General features: G+C 69.1%; 19 protein-coding genes. 5 read left to right on the top strand and 14 right to left on the bottom strand.

The features are described from left to right. Positions 1 to 85 precede the first annotated feature (85 nt). A complete protein-coding gene (secG, locus tag M7D61_RS09400; RefSeq protein ID WP_298229830.1) occupies positions 86 to 331 on the top strand; it encodes a preprotein translocase subunit SecG in 246 nt (81 codons plus the stop codon). A gap of 37 nt (positions 332 to 368) precedes the next feature. Beyond that, on the top strand, positions 369 to 737 hold the full coding sequence (locus M7D61_RS09395; protein WP_298229828.1) for an RNA polymerase-binding protein RbpA: 369 nt from the start codon (positions 369 to 371) through the stop codon (positions 735 to 737). Positions 738 to 808: 71 nt separating this feature from the next. On the opposite strand, the gene pgl is transcribed toward M7D61_RS09395, so the two are convergent. Genes pgl through tkt form a run of 6 tightly spaced genes read right to left on the bottom strand, consistent with a single transcriptional unit; the run spans position 809 to position 8,930 of the window. After that, positions 809 to 1,579, bottom strand: a complete 771-nt coding sequence (gene pgl / locus M7D61_RS09390) for a 6-phosphogluconolactonase (protein WP_298229826.1) — start codon at positions 1,577 to 1,579, stop codon at positions 809 to 811. A gap of 5 nt (positions 1,580 to 1,584) precedes the next feature. Further along, entirely contained in the window at positions 1,585 to 2,520 is a 936-nt protein-coding gene (locus M7D61_RS09385) for a glucose-6-phosphate dehydrogenase assembly protein OpcA (RefSeq protein WP_298229824.1), read from the bottom strand. After that, positions 2,517 to 4,058: a glucose-6-phosphate dehydrogenase gene (zwf, locus tag M7D61_RS09380; protein WP_298229822.1), complete on the bottom strand. Its 1,542-nt coding sequence runs from the start codon at positions 4,056 to 4,058 to the stop codon at positions 2,517 to 2,519. The genes M7D61_RS09385 and zwf overlap by 4 nt, the downstream gene beginning before the upstream one ends. Positions 4,059 to 4,065: 7 nt before the next feature. Continuing rightward, entirely contained in the window at positions 4,066 to 5,679 is a 1,614-nt protein-coding gene (locus M7D61_RS09375) for a glucose-6-phosphate isomerase (RefSeq protein WP_298229820.1), read from the bottom strand. Next, the gene (gene tal, locus M7D61_RS09370) at positions 5,676 to 6,794 is read right to left on the bottom strand and encodes a transaldolase (protein WP_298229818.1); all 1,119 of its coding nucleotides are present in this window, start codon (positions 6,792 to 6,794) and stop codon (positions 5,676 to 5,678) included. The genes M7D61_RS09375 and tal overlap by 4 nt, the downstream gene beginning before the upstream one ends. Before the next feature lie 12 nt (positions 6,795 to 6,806). Next, a complete protein-coding gene (gene tkt, locus M7D61_RS09365; RefSeq protein WP_298229817.1) occupies positions 6,807 to 8,930 on the bottom strand; it encodes a transketolase in 2,124 nt (707 codons plus the stop codon). Between the two features lie 115 nt (positions 8,931 to 9,045). Here tkt and M7D61_RS09360 point away from each other — a divergent pair, with 115 nt between their 5' ends. Then, complete coding sequence (locus M7D61_RS09360; protein WP_298229870.1) at positions 9,046 to 9,963, top strand: heme o synthase; 918 nt, start codon at positions 9,046 to 9,048, stop codon at positions 9,961 to 9,963. 70 nt (positions 9,964 to 10,033) lie between these two features. Next, positions 10,034 to 10,990: a COX15/CtaA family protein gene (locus tag M7D61_RS09355; RefSeq protein WP_298229815.1), complete on the top strand. Its 957-nt coding sequence runs from the start codon at positions 10,034 to 10,036 to the stop codon at positions 10,988 to 10,990. A 118-nt stretch (positions 10,991 to 11,108) separates the two neighbouring features. Here M7D61_RS09355 and M7D61_RS09350 read toward each other — a convergent pair whose 3' ends face one another. From M7D61_RS09350 to M7D61_RS09315, 8 genes are all read right to left on the bottom strand, one after another. Next, a complete protein-coding gene (locus M7D61_RS09350; RefSeq protein WP_298229813.1) occupies positions 11,109 to 12,488 on the bottom strand; it encodes an HNH endonuclease signature motif containing protein in 1,380 nt (459 codons plus the stop codon). A gap of 190 nt (positions 12,489 to 12,678) precedes the next feature. Continuing rightward, a complete protein-coding gene (locus M7D61_RS09345; protein ID WP_298229811.1) occupies positions 12,679 to 13,443 on the bottom strand; it encodes an amino acid ABC transporter ATP-binding protein in 765 nt (254 codons plus the stop codon). Continuing rightward, entirely contained in the window at positions 13,440 to 14,315 is an 876-nt protein-coding gene (locus M7D61_RS09340; protein ID WP_298229809.1) for an amino acid ABC transporter permease, read from the bottom strand. Before M7D61_RS09340 ends, M7D61_RS09345 begins: the two co-directional genes overlap by 4 nt. Positions 14,316 to 14,346: 31 nt before the next feature. Then, positions 14,347 to 15,240, bottom strand: coding sequence for a transporter substrate-binding domain-containing protein (locus tag M7D61_RS09335; protein ID WP_298229807.1), 894 nt, complete (start codon positions 15,238 to 15,240; stop codon positions 14,347 to 14,349). Then, entirely contained in the window at positions 15,237 to 15,716 is a 480-nt protein-coding gene (locus M7D61_RS09330) for a DUF3830 family protein (protein WP_298229805.1), read from the bottom strand. The genes M7D61_RS09335 and M7D61_RS09330 overlap by 4 nt, the downstream gene beginning before the upstream one ends. After that, positions 15,713 to 16,453: a gamma-glutamyl-gamma-aminobutyrate hydrolase family protein gene (locus tag M7D61_RS09325; RefSeq protein ID WP_298229803.1), complete on the bottom strand. Its 741-nt coding sequence runs from the start codon at positions 16,451 to 16,453 to the stop codon at positions 15,713 to 15,715. The genes M7D61_RS09330 and M7D61_RS09325 overlap by 4 nt, the downstream gene beginning before the upstream one ends. Next, a complete protein-coding gene (locus tag M7D61_RS09320) occupies positions 16,450 to 17,961 on the bottom strand; it encodes an aldehyde dehydrogenase family protein (RefSeq protein WP_298229802.1) in 1,512 nt (503 codons plus the stop codon). Before M7D61_RS09320 ends, M7D61_RS09325 begins: the two co-directional genes overlap by 4 nt. 76 nt (positions 17,962 to 18,037) lie before the next feature. Further along, positions 18,038 to 19,024, bottom strand: a complete 987-nt coding sequence (locus M7D61_RS09315) for an AsnC family transcriptional regulator (RefSeq protein ID WP_298229800.1) — start codon at positions 19,022 to 19,024, stop codon at positions 18,038 to 18,040. Between the two features lie 209 nt (positions 19,025 to 19,233). On the opposite strand from M7D61_RS09315, the gene sufB reads away from it, so the two are divergent. Beyond that, positions 19,234 to 20,652: a Fe-S cluster assembly protein SufB gene (sufB, locus tag M7D61_RS09310; protein ID WP_298229798.1), complete on the top strand. Its 1,419-nt coding sequence runs from the start codon at positions 19,234 to 19,236 to the stop codon at positions 20,650 to 20,652. Position 20,653: the final 1 nt, after the last annotated feature.

Raw genomic sequence — 20,653 nt, 5'->3', positions numbered from 1 at the left:
CGACGATTACTGAGCCGTATTCACGCGCTCTATACTGGACGACGACCGCTCTTCCCCCAGTGCGGCCGGTGATGAAAGGCGATTAGTGCAAATCCTCTCCGTCGTGCTCGAGGTCATCCTCGGCATCACGAGCCTGTTGCTCACGCTGCTGATCCTGCTCCACAAGGGGCACGGTGGCGGCCTGTCGGACATGTTCGGCGGCGGGGTCACCTCAGGCCTGGGCGCGTCGGGTGTTGCGGAGCGGAACCTCAACCGCATCACCGTCATCCTCGGTCTCATCTGGTTCGTGTGCATCGTCGTACTCGGCCTCATCACCAAGTTCTCGGCGTAGCAACGGCGCACGCCGCGTTTCATTTCGGAGGCAAGTGATGGTTTCTGGCGGCAGCGCTATCCGCGGTTCGCGCGTCGGCGCGGGTCCGATGGGCGAGCAGGATCACGGCTACCACGCCGAGCGCATCGCGGTGTCGTACTGGGACGCCCTCGGCAACGAGACGGTTCGCTACTTCGCCGCGAACCTCCCCGACGACGAGATCCCCGACCTCATCGACTGCCCGGCATCCGGGTTGCCCGCTGGCCGCGACCGCGAGAACCCGCCCGCCCTCACCAAGGCCGAGCCGTACAAGACCCATCTCGCCTACGTGAAGGAGCGCCGCACGCCCGAGGAGGCCGAGCAGCTCCTCGACGAGGCGATCCAGGCGCTCAGGGCGCGCCGCGGCACCCTCGACCCCGCCCAATAGGTCACCGCCGGTCGTGCGGCGCCACAGGAGCCGCAGCGAAGCCCGCGAGCCCATGCCCCCGCGCAAGGCCGCTAGTAGGAGTCGGCCATGAGGCTCTCCGGAACCTCCGCCGCGGCATCCTGGTCGACGAAGAACACGGTGCGCTTGCGGCCCTTGGCGCCCGCGGCGGGAACTTCGAGATAGCTGGCGCCGGCCAGTGCCAACCCCAGCGCCGATGCCTTATCGGGCCCGGCGAGCACGAGCCAGATGCGCTCGGATGAGTTGAGGACCGGCCGCGTCAGCGAGATGCGCTCGGGCGGCGGCTTGGGGGCGTGGCGGACCGGGATGACGGCGGCATCGGTGACGCGGATGCCGGCCGCGTCCGGGAAGAGCGAGGCGATGTGCCCATCGGGGCCGACGCCGAGGAAGGTGATGTCGAAGTCAGGCCACGGCTGAGCCGGAGTGCCGAACCCGGCGAGCTCCTCCGCGTACGCCTCGGCCGCCTCGTCGAGCGACAAGCCGGCGTCGGAGGCGGCCATCGGGTGTACGTTCGCCTCGGGCACGGGGATGCGCCCGAGCAGAGCCTGACGCGCCTGCAGCTCGTTGCGCTCGGGGTCGGCGACGGGCACGAAGCGCTCATCGCCCCACCAGAAGTGCACCTTCGACCAGTCGATGGTGCCGACGGCAGGGGAATCCGCGATGGCCGCGAGTGTGCCGATCCCGACGGTGCCACCCGTGAGGACGATGTGCGCGCGGCCGAGGTCGGCGATGACATCGGAGACCTTCGTGAGGAAGCGGGCGGCGACAGAGGTCATGAGAGCCTGCTTGTCGGGGTGCACGACCACCCGTCGCTCGACAGCCATGATCTCTATCCCTCCAGCAGGCGCAGCCCGGCGGTGATGACCTCGCCGTAGATCTCGTCGGGGTCGAGGCGGCGCAGCTCCTCGGCGAGGCAGTCGCGCAGACTCCGGCGCGGCAGCGCGAGCGTGTGGGTCGGCTGGCTCGGCTGCTCGAGGGTCGCGACGTCGCGCGCATCGCGCCGCAGGCTGATGTCGCCCGACGGGCGCGACATCGTGACGCCGTGGATGCCGGTCACCTCTGTGCTGGAGTGGTGCGAGGCCGGCACCTGCAGCTTGAGGCCGAGCCAGGCGGCGAGCAGCAGCGTCGAGGGGGAGTCCGACGAGCCGGACACCTCGATGGCCGCGACCGGCTCGAACGGCGGCTGATCGAGGATGGCGGCGAGCTGAGTGCGCCATAGCGTGACGCGGGTCCAGGCGAAGTCCGTGTCGCCGGGCCGGTACGCCGTGGCGGCGTGCTTGAGCGCCTCGAGCGGGTCGGCCTGGGTGGCGGCGTCCGTGATGCGCCGAGTCGCGATGCGGCCGAGCGGCGACTTCGAGGGCACCTCGGGAGCGAGGCCCGGCCACCAGGCGACGACCGGGGCGTCCGGCAGCAAGAGGCCCGTGACGAGGCTCTCCTCGTCGAGGGCGGCGTGGCCGAAGGCGCGCAGCACGACGACCTCGCTCGCGCCGGCGTCGCCGCCGACCCGGATCTGGCCGTCGACCTTGCCGAGGTGCTTCTTCGCGGAGGGGTCGCCGGGGCGCGGCTTCGAGACGACGATGATGCGCATCGGGTGCTCGCGGGAGGCGTCGTTGGCCGCCTCGATGGCCTCCTCCTCGTTGCCGATGTGCGTCGAGATGACGAGGGTGAGGACGCGGCCGAGGGTGACGACGCCGCCCTCCTCGCGGAGCTTGACGAGCTCCTTGGCGACGTCGCTCGTCGTCGTATCGGGCATGTCGACGATCATGGGCGCCTCCAGTGGCGGCCGTCGCGGGCCATCATGGCTTCGGCCGAGGCCGGGCCCCAGGTGCCGGGCCGGTATTGCTCGGGCCTGCCGGTCTGGGCCGCCCAGAACTGCTCGATAGGGTCGAGGATCTTCCAGGAGAGTTCGACCTCCTCGTGGCGGGGAAAGAGCGGCGGGTCGCCGAGGAGCACATCGAGGATGAGCCGCTCGTACGCCTCCGGGCTCGCCTCGGTGAAGGAGTGCCCATAGCCGAAGTCCATCGTCACATCACGCACGCTCATGCCGGCGCCGGGCACCTTCGAGCCGAACCTGATCGTGACGCCCTCATCGGGCTGCACCCTGATGACGAGCGCGTTCTGACCGAGTGCCGAAGTCTGTGATGCCGCGAAGAGCTGCTGCGGCGCGCGCTTGAACACCACGGCGATCTCGGTGACCCGGCGGCCGAGGCGCTTGCCGGTGCGGAGGTAGAACGGCACGCCGGCCCACCGACGGGTCCCGATGAGGAGCTTGATCGCGGCGAAGGTCTCGGTCGTCGACACGGGGCTCATGCCCTCCTCTTCGAGGAATCCGAGGACCTTCTCGCCGCCCTGCCAGCCGCCGGCGTACTGGCCGCGCGCCGTCGAGGCGGCGAGATCGGCCGGCAGCCGGACGGCGGCGAGCACCTTCTCCTTCTCGGCGCGAAGGTCCGCGGCGTCGAAGGAGATGGGCTCCTCCATCGCGGTGAGGGCGAGGAGCTGCAGCAGGTGGTTCTGGATGACGTCGCGCGCGGCCCCGATGCCGTCGTAGTAGCCCGCGCGGCCGGCGACGCCGATGTCCTCGGCCATCGTGATCTGCACGTGGTCGACGTAGTTGGCGTTCCAGATCGGCTCGTAGAGCTCATTGGCGAAGCGCAGCGCGAGGATGTTCTGCACCGTCTCCTTGCCGAGGTAGTGGTCGATGCGGAACACCGAATCGGGCGGGAATACGGACTCGACGACCGCGTTGAGTTCGCGCGCGCTCTGCAGGTCGTGGCCGAAGGGCTTCTCGATGACGACGCGGCGCCACTGACCGTCCTTCTGCTGCGCAAGCCCCGACTTCTTGAGCTGCTGCGTCACCTGCGGGAAGGCTCCCGGCGGGATCGACAGGTAGAAGGCGTGGTTGCCGCCCGTGCCGCGCGTCGTGTCGAGCTCCTCGATCGTCGCCTTGAGCTTCGAGAACGCCGCCGCGTCGTCGAAGGTGCCCGGGACGAAGCGGATGCCCTGCGCGAGCTGCTGCCACACCTCGTCGCGGAACGGAGTGCGCGCGTGCTCCTTGACCGCGTCATGGACGACCTGGCCGAAGTCCTCGTCGGCCCAATCGCGCCGGGCGAAGCCGACGAGGGCGAAGCCCGGCGGCAGCAGTCCGCGGTTCGCGAGGTCGTAGACGGCCGGCATGAGCTTCTTGCGCGACAGGTCCCCGGTGACGCCGAAGATGACGAGGCCGGACGGGCCCGCGATGCGGTTGAGGCGCTGATCAGCCGGGTCGCGGAGCGGGTTGAAGTCCTCGCTGATCTCGACGGGCATGCTGTTCCTAGGAGTCGACCGCGCCGAAGAGCGTGACGACGTCATCCTCGGGGTGGGTGAGAGTGAGCGTCAGCACCGGGCGGCCGTGCTCGCCGAGCACACCGGCGTCGCCGGCGGCTTGAGCTGCGATGAGCCTGCCGAAGGTGAACGGACGGTCGGGCACCTCGAGGTCCTCCGATTCGCGGGAGGTGATCTGGAGGAACACACCGATCTCGGGGCCGCCCTTGTGGAACTGGCCCGTCGAGTGGAGAAAGCGCGGGCCCCAGCCGAAGGTCACCGGGCGTCTCGCCCGCGCCGCGACGAGGTCGCGGATCCCGGCGAGTTGCGGAAGAGCGAGGCGGTCGACGTAGGCATGGATGGCGACGTAGCCGTTCTCGGTCAGCTGTTCCAGCAGGGCGGCGATGGCCTCGCCGAGCGTGGCGGCGGAACCGAGGAATCCGCCGACCTCACGCACCTCGATGCCGCTCGCCGTGAACGCGGGCGCTGTCGGGGCCGGGGTCGAGTCGAGCAGCGCGAGCGCCGCGACTTTCGCCGCCTCGACGTCGGGCTGGTCGAAGGGATTGATGCCGAGCAGGCGGCCGGCGACGGCGGCCGCGAACTCCCAGACCACCAGTTGCGCCCCGAGGCTGCCGGAGACGAGGACTTCGCCCTCGTGGCGGCCGGCGCGGAAGAGGTGGTGGGTGGCCGCGTCCTCGACGAGGCGGATGATCTGAAGGTCGGCGGGCCGGAACTCGAGCTCGGGCGCGACCGGGCTGAGGACGACCGGGAGCAGCCCGGTGCCGAGCTTGCCGGTGGACTCGGCGATGAGCTGCTCGGCCCAGTCGCCGAAGCCGACGAGGTAGCTGCCGTCGGAGACGATGCCGAGCTTGTCCTTGAGCGGCTCGGTGCCGGCGATGGCCGCCCCGAGGATGAGGCCAGGGTTGCTCTCGGAGTCGACCGCAAGCTCCATGAGCTCGGCTTCCGCCTCGGTGAGCAGCTCGTCGAGGTCCACACCGGCGAGGCCGGCCGGCACGAGGCCGAAGGCGGTGAGCGCCGAATAGCGGCCTCCGACCGTCGGGTCGGCGTTGAACACGGTGTAGCCGGCCGCGCGGGCGCTCTGATCGAGCGGCGAGCCGGGGTCGGTGACGACGACGATGCGCTCGGCGGGGTCGATGCCGGCATCCCGGAACGCCTTCTCGTAGGTGCGGCGGTGGCTGTCCGTCTCGACCGTGGAGCCGGACTTCGACGACACCACGAGCACCGTCGATGCGAGGCGGTCGTTGAGGGCGGCGAGCACCTGGCCGGGGTCCGTGGTGTCGAGGATGGTGAGCTCGACGCCTGCCGTGCCGGTGATGACCTCGGGCGCGAGGGAGGAGCCGCCCATGCCGCCGAGGACGAAATGGTCTACGCCCGCGGCGAGGAACTGCTCGCGCAGCGCGGTGATCGGCGCGATGAGCGGGCGCGAGACGGTGACCGCGTTGATCCAGCCGAGGCGGATGCTGGCCTCATGCTCGGCATCCGGCCCCCACAGCGTCGGGTCCTGGGCGAAGATCCGCGAGGCGACGAAGTCGGCGACGAGCGCCGGAAGGTGTTTCTCGACAGCGGTCTCGGCCTCGCCGCTGACGTGGATCTCGAAGCTCACTTCACGGCCTCGAGAGCCGAGTCAAGCGCGGTCTGCACGGTGTCGGTGAGTTCGTTCCACGAGACGAGGAACTTCTCGACGCCCTCGGCCTCGAGCAGGTTCGTGACGTCCTCGTAGGAGATTCCCTCGAGGGCGAGAGCGTCGAGCACCGATGCGGCGTCCGCGTAGGAGCCGGTGATGGTGTCGCCGCGCACCACGCCGTGGTCGAAGAGGGCGTCCAGGGTCTTCTCCGGCATGGTGTTGACGACGCCGGCGGCGACGAGCTCGACGACGTAGAGGGTGTCGGGCAGCGACGGATCCTTGACGCCCGTCGACGCCCAGAGCGGGCGCTGCGCATTGCCGCCGGCCGCGATGAGTCCCTTGGCGCGCTCGGTGGCGAACTCCTGCTCGAAGACCTGGTAGGCGAGCTGCGCGTTGGCGACGCCCGCCTTGCTCTTCAGCGCGAGCGCCTCGGGGGTGCCGATGGCGCCGAGGCGCTTGTCGATCTCGGTGTCGACGCGCGAGACGAAGAACGAGGCGACCGACTGGATGGTCGAGATGTCGATGCCGGCCGCCTTGGCGATCTCAAGGCCGGTGAGGTAGGCGTTGATGACCTCGCGGTAGCGCGCCAGCGAGAAGATCAAGGTCACGTTGACGCTGATGCCGGCGCCGATGACCTGCGCAATCGCGTCGAGCCCTTCCTTCGTCGCCGGGATCTTGATGAGGGCGTTCGGCTTGCCGACCTTGGCCCAGAGCTCCTTCGCCTGGGCTATGGTGCCCTCGGCGTCGCGGGCGAGACCGGGCTCCACCTCGATGGAGACGCGCCCGTCGAGGCCGCCCGTCGCCTCGAAGACGGGCGCGAAGAGGTCGGCGGCGTCCGCGACGTCCCGCGTGGTGATCTCGAAGATCGCTTCGGCCGCGGTCCTGCCGGCCTTCGCCAGTTCGGTGACCTGGTCCTGGTAGCCGTCGCCCTTGGCGAGAGCGGCAGCGAAGATCGTGGGGTTCGTGGTGACGCCGGTGACGTTCTTCTCGGCGATGAACGCCGTGAGCGAGCCCGACGCGATGCGCGAGCGCGACAGGTCGTCGAGCCAGATGCTCACGCCGGCGGCGGCGAGCTCAGCGGTGGGGGTGGTCATTTCCTAGCTCCTTCAAACGGATGCAGTGGATGCCGCGGATGCCGCGGATGCGAGGGACGCCTTGGCGGCCGCGATGACGGCCGCGGTCGTGATGCCGAACTTCTCGTACAGCGTCTGGTAGTCGGCGGAGGCGCCGTAGTGCTCGATGGACACCGAGCGACCGGCGTCGCCGACCCACCTCGCCCAGCTCAGCGCGATGCCCGCCTCGACCGAGACGCGCGCCTTCACCGAGGACGGCAGCACCGACTCGCGGTAGTCCTCGCCCTGCTCGGCGAACCACTCCTGGCTGGGCACCGAGACGACCCGCGCGCCGATGCCGTCCGCGGCGAGAACCGAGCGGGCCTCGATGGCGAACTGCACCTCGGAGCCGGTTCCGATGAGGATGACATCGACGGTTCCCGTGGGGGACTCGGCGAGCACGTACGCGCCCTTGGCGGTGTTCTTCGCGCTGGCGAAGACCTCGCCGGCGGCCTCCCCGTCGCCGCGGGCGAACACGGGCACGTTCTGGCGGGTCAGCGCGATGCCCGCCGGGGCGTGCCTGCGCTTGACGATCTCGAGCCACGCGTACGCGGTCTCGTTGGCGTCGGCGGGACGCACCACGTCGAGACCGGGGATGGCGCGCAGCGCGGCGAGGTGCTCGACGGGCTGATGCGTCGGGCCGTCCTCGCCGAGGGCGACGGAGTCGTGCGTCCACACGAAGATCGACGGGATCCGCATGAGGGCGGCGAGGCGCACGGCGGGGCGCATGTAGTCGGCGAACTGCAGGAAGGTGCCGCCGAAGGCGCGCGTCTTGCCGTGCAGCACGATGCCGTTGAGGATGGCGGCCATCGCGTGCTCGCGGATGCCGAAATGCAGCACTCGGCCGTACGGCGAACCCTGACCCCAGTCGTGCGTCGTCACGCTCGAGGGCAGGAACGAGCGCCCGCCCTCGATGGTGGTGAGGTTGGATTCCGCCAGGTCGGCGCTGCCGCCCCAGAACTCGGGCAGCACGCCGGCGATGGCGTTGATGACCTTGCCGGAGGCGGCGCGGGTCGAGATCTCGGTGCCGCTCTCGAAGACCGGCAGCGCCGCCTCGAGCCCGTCGGGCAGCACGCCCGCCTCGAGGCGGTCGAAGAGGGCCTTGCGCTCGGGGTTCGCTGTGGCCCAGGCCTCGAAGCCGACCTGCCACTCGGCGCGGGCGGCTTTGCCGCGCTCGAGGGCCTTGCGGGTGTGCGCGATGACCGCGGGCTCGACGTCGAACGACTTCTCCGGGTCGAAGCCGAGCACGTTCTTGAGGCCGGCGAGCTCTTCCGCGCCGAGCTTGGAGCCGTGGATCTTGCCGGAGTTCTGCTTGGTCGGGCTCGGCCAGCCGATGATCGTGCGCAGGATGACGAGCGACGGCTTGTCGGCGACCGCCTGTGCCGCCTCGATCGCGGCGAAGAGCTCGGGCAGGTCTTCGTGATACCTGCCGCCCTTCTTCCAGTCGACGACCTGCACGTGCCAGCCGTACGCCTCGTAGCGGGCCTTGACGTCTTCGGAGAGGGCGACGTTGGTGTCGTCCTCGATGGAGATCTGGTTCGAGTCGTAGATGGCGATGAGGTTGCCGAGCTGCTGCCGGCCGGCGAGTGATCCGGCCTCGGAGGAGACGCCCTCCTCGATGTCGCCGTCGCCGGCGATGACGTAGACGAAGTGGTCGAACGGGCTCGTGCCGGGCGCGGCATCCGGGTCGAACAGGCCGCGCTCGTAGCGCTGCGCGTAGGCGAAGCCGACCGCCGAAGCGAGGCCCTGGCCGAGCGGGCCGGTGGTGATCTCGACGCCCTTGGTGTGGCCGTACTCGGGGTGGCCGGGCGTGAGCGAGCCCCAGGTGCGCAGCGCCTCGAGGTCGCTGAGCTCCAGGCCGTAGCCGCCGAAGTAAAGCTGGATGTACTGCGTCAGCGACGAGTGGCCGGCCGAGAGGATGAAGCGGTCGCGCCCGATCCAGGCGTCGTCCGACGGATCACGGCGCATGACCTTCTGCCACAGCAGATAGGCGGCGGGCGCGAGGCTCATCGCCGTGCCGGGGTGGCCGTTTCCGACCTTCTCCACGGCATCCGCCGCGAGCACGCGCGCGGTGTCTACGGCCTTGCTGTCAATGGACTCCCAGACGAGTTCTGCCACAGTTTTCAAGCCTAGCCAGAGGGATACTCCCGGACGGCATATTTCGGTTGCCACCTAACGACAGGAGGGTGAACCCGCAGGCTGGGCCGGTACACTCGCCGTCGTGGGTACGACGCTGCAGACCGAGGCCGCCCTGGCCGAACCTCGGCACATCGGCCTCGGGCGCACGATCCTCGCCTACGTCGAACTGACCAAGCCGCGCGTCATGGAGCTCCTGCTCGTGACGACCATCCCGGTGATGATCCTCGCCCAGGGCGGATTCCCGAACATCTGGCTCATCCTCGCGACCGTGTTCGGCGGCGCGATGTCCGCGGGCAGCGCCGCCGCCTACAACATGTACATCGACCGCGACATCGACGCGCGGATGCATCGCACCGAGAACCGCCCGATCGTCACCGGCGAGGTGAGCCCCCGCGGTGCGCTCGTCTTCGCGACGATCCTCGGGGTGGTCTCGACGGTGTGGTTCGCCGTCACCACGAACCTGCTCACCGCGGGGCTCTCGGTCGCCGCCATCCTCTTCTACGTCTTCGTCTACACGATCTGGCTCAAGCGCCGCACCAGCCAGAACATCATCTGGGGCGGCATCGCCGGCTGCTTCCCGGTCCTCATCGGCTGGGCGGCCGTCACGAACTCGCTCTCCTGGGCGCCGGTCATCCTCTTCGCCGTCGTGTTCCTCTGGACGCCGCCGCACTACTGGCCGCTCTCGATGAAGTACCAGGACGACTACCGCCGCGTCGGCGTGCCCATGCTCGGCGCGGTGCGAGGGCAGGCGGTCGTCGGACTGCAGGTCATCCTCTACGCGTGGGCGACGGTGGTGTGCTCGCTGCTGCTCGTCCCGGTCGCGCACATGGGCATCGTGTACACGGTGGCGGCGGCGTCGTCGGGTGCCTGGTTCATCTACGAGACGCACCGGCTGTACCACCTGGCGATCAAGGGGCAGGACGTCTCGCCGATGCGGGTCTTCCAGGGCTCGATCACCTACCTGACGATCCTGTTCCTCGCGGTCGCCGTCGACCCGCTGCTGCCGTTCTGACCATGGCACCAGCGACGGCGGCGGCGCGCACGGCGCCGGAGCGGGCGCGCCGGGCAGGGACCGGCGCGCAATGAGCTTTGTGACACCGCTCGGCTGGGCGGCCGACCGGTGGGCGCTGGGGCCGCGCAGCCTGCGCTGGGCCTCGACCGCGGCCCTCGTCGTGAGTCTCGTCATCATCCTCAGCGGGGGAGTGGTGCGGGTGACCTCGTCGGGTCTGGGATGCCCGACCTGGCCGGCGTGCGACGCCACCCAGGTCATCGCGCCGATCTCCGCCAACGTCCATCAGGTAATAGAGCAGGCGAACCGCCTGCTCACCGGTCTCATCGTCATCGTCGTAGCGTGGGTCATCGTTGCCGCGCGCCTGCAGCGGCCGCGCGACCGCCGCGTGACGCGCCTGGCGTGGAGCCAGTTCTGGCTCGTCGTCGCCAACGCGGTCGTCGGCGGCATCAGCGTGCTCGCGCTGCTCAACCCGTGGGTGGTCGCCGCGCACTTCATCATGGCGATCGCGTTGCTCACCACGACGACGCTGACCTGGCACGTCGTGCACGCCGACCCTCAGCGCGTCATCGTCACCACGCCACTCTCGAAGCGCCTCGCCTGGGTGCTCATGGCGCTGACCTTCGTGCTGGTCTGCGTCGGCACGATGGTGTCGGGCTCCGGCCCGCACTCGGGCGACTCCAGTGACGTCGCGCGCATCCCCTTCGACTGGGCGGCGATCACCGCGATCCACGGCTCACTCGGCGGGGCGACCATCGTCGTGGCCGCGGTGCTGTGGCTCACGCTGCGCGGGGCGGATGCCCGCACCCCGCGCCTGCGCGTCTCTGTGTTCTTCGTCGTCTGCGTGCTGCAGGCGGTGCTCGGCCTCGTGCAGGCCCTCACCCACCTGCCCGAGACCGAGGTCGCCTTCCACTTGCTCGGGGCGGGCCTGGTCTGGGCCGGCGCGCTGCGGGTCCTCTTGGACACGAACGGCCTCGGACTTCGGCGCAGCGCCGTTACCGCGCCGGCATCGAGCAGCGTCGCCGCTTAGGCCGTATCCCGTGCGCCGCCGACTGTCGCGGCCTCACGGTTCCGAGAGCCGGTAGAGGACGTGGCGTCGAAGCGGATTCCCCGGGGCGACCGCCGGATGATCGAAGTCATCCTCGTCGTCACGGCGTGGATGGGAAGGCGCTGCCGGGCTTTGTCGAGTGCACACGGCCGCTCGGTGACTGCCAGGTGAGCGTGCCGTCGGGGTGTTGTTCGACATGCCAGCGGGTTTGGTGCTTGAGGGCGTGGTGGCCGCGGCAGAGGTGGGCGAGGTTGTGTGCGGCGGTCGCGCCGCCGTATTGCCAGTCGACGGTGTGGTCGATGTCGCAGCCCTTCGCGAGATGACCGCAGCCGGGGAAGCGGCAGGTCTGATCGCGCAGGCGCAGCCAGAGCCGCAGCTCGGGCGTCAGGCGATAGCGGGTGCGGCTCAGGTCGAGCGCTGCCCCGCTATGAGGGTCGACGAGCAGGCGGTGCAGGCTCGGCGCGTTGGCCGTGAGCTGGCGAGCGGTGGCGGGGTCGATGGGCACGACCCCGTCGAGCATCGCCGGCGGGCTTTGACCGCCGGCGCCGCCGCCGCCGGCGTCGAGCAGCGTCTGCACTGGCACTGTCACGACGACGGTGGGGCGGATGCCGGCGAACCGGCCGAGGTCGCGGCCCTCGCCGACGCGCCGCTCGAAGGCGTCCTGCGCCGAGAGGCCGCCCCGGTCCGCCACCCGGATGTGATCGCCGGCGATGAAGTCGACCAGGAGGTCGGCTCGCCGCTGCGCGAGGGTGCGCGGATCGTCGATGCCTTCTTCGCCGTCCACACGCTGAAGCGCGCGGGCGACGTCAGTGAGGCGGTGGTAGACCGCATGCGCCTCGACCGAGGGAAGCAGAGTGTGCAGCCAGGACATGCCGTCGGTGACATCCTCGAGGATGACGTGACGCTGCTCGGCAGCGGCCTGATGGCGCTCGACGGCAGGCGCCCGGAGGAACCGCTCGAGAAGAGCAGCCAGGCGCGAGCGGAGCCGGGACGGCGCCGCCGCAGCCGCAATCCGAAGCCCGGCAGCCTCGAACGCGGCAACCCGCTCGCCGAGATCGGTGCCGTCGCGCTGAGCGCACTCGGCGATGAGCGTCGCGGCCCGCCAGGTGATCGCACCGGATTCCACCGCGTCGAGCGTCGCGGTCAGCACTGTCGTCAAAGACTCGGCCGTCGCCAACTCGCGCTCGGCGACATGCTCCGACGTGCGAAGCGCCAGCGCGAGCTCGGCCCGGGTCGAGCGGTGCACGAACTCGGCCGAGCGCGACGTGGGCGTACCCGAGACAATCTCCAGCCTTTCGGCCGCAACGACCACCGCGGTGATCTCCCGTGCGCGCCGTGCCAGGAGCGCGTCGATCTCCCGCTGCGTCGCAGCGACACGCTCGAGCGCCGCCGCGAAAACGGCATCAGCGGAATCGAGCGCGGCACCCACCGCGGACGCCGCCTCACCAGCCGCATCGACCTCTCGGAACCTCGGGAACATGCGTCAAGTCAACAGGTGGCCACTGACATTCCATGCTCGAAAACCGCCCCTGGCTGGCCAAAGCCTCAACCGCAGGTTGAAGCGAATTCCGATTCGGGGACCCCGACCCCGCTTCCCCGACGCATCGACCCGCGACGCACCTCGTCCGGCTCGGTCCTGCCATGACGCGAGACCGGGCTGTCGCGGCGGTTCAGAGCACCTTCGAGAGGAAGTCCCGGGTGCGGGCGTTCTCCGCGCCCTCGACGGTGAGCCGCCGCGACAACCCGGTCTCGACGACTCGCCCGTTCTCCATGAAGACGAAGCGGTCGCTGACCTCACGGGCGAACCCGATCTCGTGCGTGACGACGAGCATCGTGATGCCCGTCACGGCAAGGTGTTTGATGGCGTCGAGCACCTCGCTGACGAGCTCGGGGTCGAGCGCGCTGGTCGGCTCGTCGAAGAGCATGAGCTTGGGGTGCATGGCGAGCGAGCGCGCGATGGCGACGCGCTGCTGCTGGCCGCCGGAGAGCTGCGCCGGGTAGGCATCGGCCTTGTGGTCGAGCCCGACCTGCTTGAGCAGCTCGTGGGCCTCCTCGATCACCTCGCGCTTGGGTCGCCGCAGCACGCCGACCGGGGCCTCGACCACGTTCTGCAGCACCGTCATATGGGCGAAGAGGTTGAAACTCTGGAAGACCATGCCGATCTCCTGCCGCTGCCGGGCTTCGGCTCTGCCGGAGAGCTCACGCATCACGCCGTTGCTCTCGCGCCACCCCAGCTCTTCGCCGTCGAGGACGATGCGGCCCCCGTCGATGCGCTCGAGCATGTTGACACACCGCAGCAGCGTCGACTTGCCGGCACCGGAGGGGCCGAGCAGCACGACGGTCTCGCCCTTGTCGACGGTGAGGTTCACGTCATCGAGCACCGTCGTTCCATTGAACCGCTTGCCGACCTCGGTGATCTCGAGAAACGCGCTCATGCCGATGCCCCCTGCCGCGTGCGCGACGGAGCGTTCCGCAGCTTGCGCTCGACGACGTACTGGCCCGCCGAGAGCACGGAGACCACGATCATGTACCAGAGTGTCGCCACGATGAGGAGCGGCACGACGCGGAAGTTCGACGAGTAGATCTGCTGCACCGAGTACATGAGGTCAGGCACCGCGATGAAGGCGACGAGCGAGGTCGATTTGAGCAGGTTGATCGCGTCGTTGGCGATCGGTGGCAAGGCCACCCGGAATGCCTGCGGGAAGACGACGCGCATCATCGTCCGCGCCCGAGTCATGCCGAGGGCGTATGCCGCCTCGCGCTGCCCGAGCGGCACGGAGAGGATCGAGGCGCGCAGCACCTCCGAGGTGTAGGCGGCCTGCTGCAGCGAGAAGGTGACGATGGCGGCCGCGAGCGGATCGATGAGCTTCTGGGTGGGGATGGAGAAGAACGTGGGACCGCCGAACGGAATGCCGAGTGAGACATGCGGCCACAGCAGCGACAGGTTGAAGGTCAGTACGAGCAGCACGAGCAGGGGCACCGAGCGGAAGAACCACACATAGACCCAGGAGAGCGCGTTGAGCACCCTGCTCTCGGCGAGGCGCATCGTGGCGAGCAGTCCCCCCACGACGACCGCGACGACGATGGAGATCGCGGTGATCAGCACGGTGCGGCCGAGGCCAGCCAGCACGTCGTAGTCGAGGAAGTACTTCCACACCGTGGTCCAGTCCAGGGCCTGGTTGAACGCCAGGCCCTGGACGAACCACAGCAGTGCGAGCAGGAGGACGACGGCGATCACGCCGCGCCAGACGTGCCGGGTAGGAATGTGGCGCGCCGTTGCGGGGTCGAGGATCGCGTGCTCTGTCATTGCTCTCTTACTCAGGGTGTCGCGATGGCTGCTACTGCCCGACGCTGTTGGGGTCGGGGTTGACCGTCGCCGAGGTGATCGCGTCCGATTCCACGCCGTAGGTCTTGAGGATCGTGGCGTAGCCGCCGTCGGCGATGAGGGCATTGATTCCGTCGGCGATGGCCTGCGCCATCCCGTTGCCCTTCTTGATGGCGATGCCGATGAGCACGTACTGATACTTCGGCCCGCCGATCTGGAACTGTCCGGCCGCCTGGCTTGAAATGTACGCCAGGTTGGTGACGGTCGCCGTCGTGGCGTCGGTCTGCTTGCTCGTCACGGCGAGTGTCGCAGCGCCCTGATCGGCGAAGGTCTGCACGGTGATGGCCGACTTGCCTTCTGAGGTGCACGTCGCGGACTGCTTCTTCAACACCGGGATGGCGCTGTCCGCTGCCACGACGGAGATCTTGAGGCCGCAGAGTGCGTCCATCGTCGTGCCGAGCGGGCTCGATCCGGCCAGCGACATGAACTCGTAGTGGTCGGCCAGGAAGGGCACCTGGTCGTAGGTGGCCTCTCGGTCGGCGGTCACGTCAGCACCGAAGACGCCGAAGTACTGACCGGTGTCGATGCCGAGCATGGCGTTCTCGAAGGAGTCCTGCTTGAGGGTGACCGTCTTGCCCCACGGGCCGCCGAGGGCGACGGCGAGGTCGGTGCTGATGCCCTTGATCTTGCCGTCTTCGAGCCACGCGTACGGGGGGTAACCCGTCACGGCCGGGGCCACGAGGTCGGCGCCGGCGAAGGCCGGGGGCAGGGTGACCGCCGCCGTGCTCGACGTCGAAGGCGCGCCGCTCGGCGTGCTGGACGAGCTCGAGCAGGCGGTGAGGGCGGTCGCGGCGGCCGCGACCAGGCTGATGCCGGCGATGAGGCGCGCACGAGTGCTTTGTATCATTCGATTCTCCCAATGGTGAGGGTCTTGAGACCGATGGTCCTGGTCTCCTGGCAGGCAGCGGCGAACTCGGCGAGGCCGCTGGTGATGCTTGCCCAGATGGTGCAGGGCGAGAAGCCGAGAGGGCCGAAGACTCGGCCACCCCGACCGTAGAAGATCCCGAGCTCCCAGAGCTCGAAGTCGAGGCCGCCCATGAGTTCCTTGGGCTGGAAGAACCAGATGAGATCACCGGGGGCAGGAATCACCTGCTGGTTCTCGGCGGGCAGTGCAGCGGGATCGAAGGTCTGCGCCTGAGGGGGCAGCCCGAACATGATCTCGGGTCCCGCGTACATGGCGTGCATGACCGACTCGGTGACCGGCTCCTTCAGGGCCTCCCAGATCGCAGTCGCGGTCCGGGGTGCCTCATCGACGAGCAGGGTCGCCTCCGCTCGCGGCCCTCCCTCGAATTCGAGGTAGATGCGCTTCGGGGACGTGCTCACACGTACTCCTTTCTCTGTTGTGGTGCTGTTGTCCGGCCAGCCGCGTACGCGGAGGCCGCGGTGAGGAAGTCGGCCAGGAGGCGGTCCGAATGCGCGCGCCCCGAGACACCGGGGAGCTTCTCGGGATGCCACTGCACTGCACGGAGAAACCAGTTCGATTCCGGCGCCTCGAACGCCTCCAGCACGCCATCGGGGGCGATGGCAGCGATGGCGAGCCCGGGGCCGAGCCGATCGACGGCCTGGTGATGGATGGAGTTGACGATGCCGTTCTCGGGCAGTGCGGCGGCGAGCCAGCCCGCAGTCGCCGTCACGGAGTGACGCACTTCGAGTTGCGCGGCACCCTCGGCGTGCGGGTGTTCAGGCGTCTCCGGCAGTTCGGCGATGAGCGTGCCCGCGAAGAACATGTTGATGATCTGCAGGCCGCGGCAGATTCCGAAGACGGGGATGCCGCGGCTGCGCGCGCCGGCGAGGAGTGCGAACTCGGTGGCATCGCGCGCCGCGTCTGCGGGGGCAGGGTCGCCGAGGTCCTGACCACCGGTAAGGAGCACGCCATCGACGCCATCCAGCACCGCGCCCACGCTGTCGACGGGCAGATTGGGGAGGATGACGGGTATGCCGCCCGCGCGCCCCAGCGCGTCGGCATACTCGCCGCCGAGGGTGTAAAGATCGGTGTCGGAGCCGAGGTAGGTGGTCACTCGACGCCGCCAGCTCGAGACCGCGATGATGGGCGCTGTCATGAGTCCAGCTCGATCCAGGTGCTCTTGACGTCGACGTATTTGTCGACGGCGCGCGCGCCCTTGTCGCGGCCGAAACCGCTCGCGCCAACGCCGCCGAACGGCATCGACATGTCGCCCTCCTCCCAGCAGTTCACCCAGACGGTGCCGGCGCGCAGCCGGCGGGCGAGCTGATGGACTGCGGAGAGGTCACGGCCCCACACCCCTGCACCGAGGCCGAACGGCGTGCCGTTGGCGACCGCGACGGCCTCGTCGACGGAATCGACCGCGATGACGGAAAGCACCGGGCCGAAGACCTCCTGCTGGGCGATCTCCATGTCGGGGCGCACGCCCGTGAGCACGATGGGAGCGAGGTAGCTGCCTCGGCCCGTGCCGATGTCGAACCGCTCGCCGGTGCCGGCGGCGATGGCGGCGCCATCGGCGACCGCCCGCTCGACGAAGCCGAGGATCTTGGCGAGCTGCGCCTCGCTGACGACGGCGCCGAGTGCGGCGTCACCCGAAAGCGGGTCGGCCGGACGCATGTCATCCGCCTGGGCTATGGCCGCCGCGACGGCCGCGTCGTGCGCCTCACCGAGGACGACCATGCGCGAGGAGGCGCTGCACATCTGGCCCTGGTTGTAGAAGGAGCCCCAGGCGGTCGTGCGACCGGCCTTATCGAGATCCGCGTCGGGCAGTACGACCGAGGCGGACTTGCCGCCGAGTTCGGGCCAGACGCGCTTGCCATTCGACTCGGCGGCGTAGGCGAGGAACCTGCGCCCGACCCCGACCGAGCCGGTGAACGCCACGACATCGACCCCGGGATGGCGTCCGATAGCCTCGCCGACGATGTCGCCGCGGCCCGGCACGATGTTGAGAACCCCGGCGGGGATGCCCGCCTCGAGGGCGAGCTCGCCGAGCACAAGCGCCGACATGCTCGTCTGCTCGGCCGGCTTGAGCACGACGCTGTTGCCCGCGGCGAGCGCCGGGCCGAGCTTCCAGCCCGTCATGGTCAAGGGGAAGTTCCACGGCACGACGGCGCCGACGACACCGGCGGGCTCGCGGGTGACGAGAGCGAGGGCGCCGGGAGTACCGACGTGCGCCTCGTCGCCGAGCTTGTCGGCGAGCTGGCCGTACCAGCGGAGAGTCTGCGCGATGGCGCGCAACTCGACGGCGAGCGCGTCCTGGGCGGGCTTGCCCATCTCGAGCGAGATGCGAAGGGCGAGCTCGCGGGCACGGCTCTCCACGGCGTCGCCGAAGCGCACGAGCGCGCGGCCGCGCTCGGTCGCGGCACGGCGCGACCAGCGGCCGTCGTCGAAGGCGGCGCGGGCCGATGAGACCGCGGCGTCGACGTCGAGCGCGGAGCCCACGGCGACCTCGGCGAGCGCGGCGCCGTCGCGAGGACTGACGACACTGAAGCCCTCATCGGAGCGCGAGGGCTGCAGCTTGCCGTCGACGAACACGCCCGAGCGCCAGGCGAGCTCGGCGGCGGCAAGCTCCCATTCACTCGCGGTTGCGACGGCGTTCAACTGCATGCTCGGCAGCGTACGTGCCAATCGGCCACATAAACAATTTGAATTGATGCTTTTGGCCACCAATGGAACAAGAAATTTACAACTCGGCCATATCCGTCACGAGCATGGGGCCCCGTCGCACAGGGCTGAGTACCACCGCCGTCTGGGTGGTTTCGACCCCGAGGGCGGCCACATCCTCGGTGAGGAATCTGTACAGCGCGCCCTCATCGGCGACCACACAATCGACGAGCATCTGCGCCGCACCGGTGCACGAGGCGCAGAACCGCACGGCAGGATGCCTGGCGAGCGCCGTCCCGACCTGCTCGATGCGGTCGGGACGGACCTGCAGCCAGTTCAGCGCCTCCACCCGGAGACCATGCAGCGCGGGCGCGATCTCGGTGCGCACATGAAGGGCCCCCTGCTCGAAGAGCGCGTCGATGCGCCGCTTGGCAGTCGGGGGGCTCACGCCGATGCGGTCCGCGACGTCACTCGCGGAGGCGCGACCATCAGCAGCGAGATCGGCGACGATCTGCTCTTCTTCGGGCGAGAGCGTGATCGGTTCGCGCGGGCGGGTGCGCGCCGGCTGCCGCCCGCGTAGCTGGGCCAGCACTTCCTCATCGAGCGGCACGACCGTCCAATCATAGCCGGAGCGGAAGAACTTGAGCACCGAGCCGACCTTGACGCTCGTCAGCCCTCCGATAGCGGGCAGGTCCTCAAGAACGAGACGGGCACTGTCTTCCTGCGTACGCGGCATGAGCTGGCAGATGGCATCAGAGCCGCTCTCGATGACCGAGACGCTCGAGGCGTCGCCGCGCTCGGCGATCACGCGGGCGACATCCATCGCTTTGCCTGGCAGGGTGCCGATCTGGATGACGAGTGGCCGCGCTGTGCCGACGATCGTCGTGTCCAGGTAGGTCGACACGCGTACGGCGCCGTCGTCGAGCAGGTGCTGCCCACGCCGGGTGATGGTGCGCACGGGCACGTCAAGGACCTTGGCGATAAGACCCCAGGTTGCCCGACCGTTGGCCTGGAGAGCCACGGCAATGCGCAGATCGAGTTCGTCGAACTCGGAGGCTGATGGCACGCCTTTACGCTAGCGGCCACGTTGAGATATGACCGCGCGCAGTGAACGATCTCATCCCCTAAGCAGCCGATGCGCGCGCAGCGACGGTAGACTGGGCTGTCATGCGGCACCGCGATATCGCCTCCGCTGCGCTCGACTCGTGAGGGCAGGCCACACACCGCAGGCGAGCCGGTCTGATAACCGGTACGGCGGCCAGAAACGAGGAAGCAATGTCTGACGTTCTCATCGACCGTCCCGAGCTCGAAGGCCTCGGCCAGTACGAGTTCGGCTGGTCGGATTCCGACGTGGCAGGCGCCACCGCGCGCCGCGGCCTGAGCGACGACGTCGTCAAGGGCATCTCCGGCATCAAGAACGAACCCGAGTGGATGCTGAAGAACCGCCTCAAGGCGCTCTCCATCTTCGAGAAGAAACCGATGCCCACCTGGGGCGCCGACATCTCCGGCATCGACTTCGACAACATCAAGTACTTCGTGCGCTCGACCGAGAAGCAGGCGCAGAGCTGGGAAGACCTCCCCGAGGACATCCGCAACACCTATGAGAAGCTCGGCATCCCCGAGGCCGAGCGCCAGCGCCTCGTCGCCGGTGTGGCCGCGCAGTACGAATCCGAGGTCGTCTACCACCAGATCCGCGAGGACCTCGAGGCGCAGGGCGTCATCTTCATGGACACCGACACGGCGCTCAAGCAGCACCCCGAATTCTTCGAGGAGTACTTCGGCACCGTCATCCCCGCCGGCGACAACAAGTTCGCCGCGCTCAACACCGCGGTGTGGTCGGGCGGTTCCTTCGTCTACGTGCCCAAGGGCGTCCGCGTCGAGATCCCGCTGCAGGCCTACTTCCGCATCAACACCGAGAACATGGGCCAGTTCGAGCGCACGCTCATCATCGCCGACGAGGGCTCGTACGTGCACTACATCGAGGGCTGCACGGCCCCGATCTACAAGAGCGACTCGCTGCACTCGGCCGTCGTCGAGATCATCGTGAAGAAGAACGCCCGCGTGCGCTACACGACGATCCAGAACTGGTCCAACAACGTCTACAACCTCGTCACCAAGCGGGCCATCGCCCACGAGGGGGCGACGATGGAGTGGATCGACGGCAACATCGGCTCCAAGGTGACGATGAAGTACCCGTCCATCTACCTCGTCGGCGAGAGGGCCAAGGGCGAGACGCTGTCGGTGGCCTTCGCCGGCCCCGGCCAGCACCAGGACGCCGGAGCCAAGATGATCCACATGGCGCCGTACACGCAGTCGTCGATCGTCTCCAAGTCGATCGCCCGCGGCGGCGGGCGCGCCGGCTACCGCGGCGAGGTGCGGGTCGACGCCAACGCCCACCACTCGTCCAACAACGTGCGCTGCGACGCCCTACTCGTCGACACCATCTCGCGCTCCGACACCTACCCGTCGATCGACATCCGGGTCGACGACGTGCAGCTCGGTCACGAGGCGACCGTGTCGCGCGTCAGCGAGGAGCAGCTGTTCTACCTCATGAGCCGCGGCCTGCCCGAGTCCGAGGCGATGGCGATGATCGTGCGCGGCTTCATCGAGCCGATCGCGCGCGAGCTGCCCATGGAGTACGCCCTCGAACTCAACAAGCTCATCGAGATGGGCATGGAAGGATCGGTCGGCTAGC

Source organism: Gryllotalpicola sp. (assembly GCF_027352875.1).
GTDB lineage: Bacteria > Actinomycetota > Actinomycetes > Actinomycetales > Microbacteriaceae > Gryllotalpicola.
This window is presented reverse-complemented; position numbering and strand designations above follow the sequence as displayed.

What these genes read in the sequence shown, in the direction of transcription:
- M7D61_RS09395 (WP_298229828.1), top strand. Translation starts at nt 369, where the DNA reads ATGGTTTCTGGCGGCAGCGCTATCCGCGGTTCGCGCGTCGGCGCGGGT.
- pgl (WP_298229826.1), bottom strand. Translation starts at nt 1,579, where the DNA reads ATGGCTGTCGAGCGACGGGTGGTCGTGCACCCCGACAAGCAGGCTCTC.
- M7D61_RS09385 (WP_298229824.1), bottom strand. Translation starts at nt 2,520, where the DNA reads ATGATCGTCGACATGCCCGATACGACGACGAGCGACGTCGCCAAGGAG.
- zwf (WP_298229822.1), bottom strand. Translation starts at nt 4,058, where the DNA reads ATGCCCGTCGAGATCAGCGAGGACTTCAACCCGCTCCGCGACCCGGCT.
- tal (WP_298229818.1), bottom strand. Translation starts at nt 6,794, where the DNA reads ATGACCACCCCCACCGCTGAGCTCGCCGCCGCCGGCGTGAGCATCTGG.
- M7D61_RS09355 (WP_298229815.1), top strand. Translation starts at nt 10,034, where the DNA reads ATGAGCTTTGTGACACCGCTCGGCTGGGCGGCCGACCGGTGGGCGCTG.
- M7D61_RS09350 (WP_298229813.1), bottom strand. Translation starts at nt 12,488, where the DNA reads ATGTTCCCGAGGTTCCGAGAGGTCGATGCGGCTGGTGAGGCGGCGTCC.
- M7D61_RS09345 (WP_298229811.1), bottom strand. Translation starts at nt 13,443, where the DNA reads ATGAGCGCGTTTCTCGAGATCACCGAGGTCGGCAAGCGGTTCAATGGA.
- M7D61_RS09340 (WP_298229809.1), bottom strand. Translation starts at nt 14,315, where the DNA reads ATGACAGAGCACGCGATCCTCGACCCCGCAACGGCGCGCCACATTCCT.
- M7D61_RS09335 (WP_298229807.1), bottom strand. Translation starts at nt 15,240, where the DNA reads ATGATACAAAGCACTCGTGCGCGCCTCATCGCCGGCATCAGCCTGGTC.
- M7D61_RS09325 (WP_298229803.1), bottom strand. Translation starts at nt 16,453, where the DNA reads ATGACAGCGCCCATCATCGCGGTCTCGAGCTGGCGGCGTCGAGTGACC.
- M7D61_RS09320 (WP_298229802.1), bottom strand. Translation starts at nt 17,961, where the DNA reads ATGCAGTTGAACGCCGTCGCAACCGCGAGTGAATGGGAGCTTGCCGCC.
- sufB (WP_298229798.1), top strand. Translation starts at nt 19,234, where the DNA reads ATGTCTGACGTTCTCATCGACCGTCCCGAGCTCGAAGGCCTCGGCCAG.